Source organism: Synechococcus sp., from assembly GCF_982614295.1.
Genome location: NZ_CEXBMR010000023.1, coordinates 23,776 through 25,308 on the forward strand (window position 1 = coordinate 23,776; position 1,533 = coordinate 25,308).

Consider the following 1,533-nt stretch of genomic DNA (forward strand, 5'->3'; position numbering starts at 1 on the left):
TCCTGCCCTGGGGTGGTGTCGATCGCGGCAACCAACTCACAATCGGCGCACGCCTGCAAAGTTTTAACGAGTTCAGCTCCCATCCGGCCTAGCGCCCCGGCAACTACAACTGGAATAGGCTTGTTCATGGATTCGAGCGAAATTCAACGCCAGGCACTGTTACTCCGTAATCTTTACTGATCAAAACCAGAGCTGCATGTTTACCCAAGTTCGTTCCGCCAGTCGCAGGGTGAGCCCAGGCCCCAACGCCTCTCGGAATGTTATGCGGGTGGTTTATCTAGTTTTAGAACCGCAATATCAAAATTCATTAACCCAAGCGGCAAACGCCCTAAATGATCAATCCGTTGATTTTTCAGTTGAGCTTTGTGGTTACTTAATTGAGGAGTTAAGAGATCAAGAAAATTACGAACAATTTTGCGCTGATGTAGCTGCAGCTGATGTATTCATTGCATCCTTAATCTTCATTGAAGATCTTGCTCAGAAAGTTGTTGAAGCGGTTGCTCCCCATCGCGATCGCCTAAAGGCAACGGTGATCTTTCCCTCGATGCCAGAGGTGATGCGATTGAACAAGTTGGGTAGTTTCACAATGGCTCAACTGGGCCAAAGTAAAAGTGCAATTGCCCAATTTATGCGCAAACGCAAAGAAGCTGGGGGAGCCAGCTTTCAAGATGCGATGCTTAAATTATTAAATACCTTGCCAACAGTATTGAAATATTTACCAATTGAGAAAGCTCAAGATGCAAGAAGCTTTATGCTTAGTTTTCAGTATTGGCTAGGGGGAACTCCAGATAATCTAAAAAATTTATTATTAATGCTTGCTGATAAATATGTATACCCGATTAGCGAAGGCGAAAGAGCAGATATAAACGTATTAGATCCTGTTGTATTCCTAGATCTGGGGATATGGCATCCTCTTGCTCCTGCGATGTTTGAGGATATTAAAGAATACCTAAATTGGAGCAATAGCCGCAGTGATTTAGGTTCTGGGCCATTGATAGGGCTTGTGCTCCAGCGGAGCCACATCGTTACAGGCGACGACGCTCACTACGTTGCACTAATTCAAGAACTTGAATACAGAGGCGCAAGGGTAATTCCTGTATTTTGTGGCGGCTTAGATTTCTCTAAACCGGTAATTAGTTACTTTTTTGATCCCTTAAATCCAAATCAAGCCTTAGTTGATGCCGCTGTATCGCTAACTGGATTTGCATTAGTAGGGGGGCCGGCCCGCCAAGACCATCCCAAGGCGATTGAAACCCTGAAAAAACTCAACCGGCCCTACATGGTTGCACTGCCATTAGTGTTTCAAACAACTCAGGAATGGGAAGGTAGTGACCTTGGTTTGCATCCAGTGCAGGTGGCACTACAAATAGCTATTCCTGAATTGGATGGGGCTATTGAACCAATAGTGCTAAGCGGTCGTGATGATGCCACCGGTAAAGCTCACACATTGCAAGATCGTGTTGAGGCAATCGCCGGAAGGTCGATCCGCTGGGCCAACCTGCGCTTAAAACCAAGGGCTGAAAAGAAACTAGC

Annotated in this window: 1 protein-coding gene and 1 pseudogene; one reads left to right on the plus strand and one right to left on the minus strand. The window is 45.9% G+C overall.

What is annotated here, in order from left to right:
- Positions 1-128, minus strand: a pseudogene (locus AC2JC8_RS05515) (4-hydroxy-tetrahydrodipicolinate reductase); the annotation flags it as partial.
- A 68-nt stretch (positions 129-196) separates the two neighbouring features.
- Here AC2JC8_RS05515 and AC2JC8_RS05520 point away from each other — a divergent pair.
- Positions 197-1,533: cobaltochelatase subunit CobN (locus AC2JC8_RS05520; protein ID WP_484594320.1), on the plus strand; the 1,337-nt coding region annotated here is incomplete at its 3' end.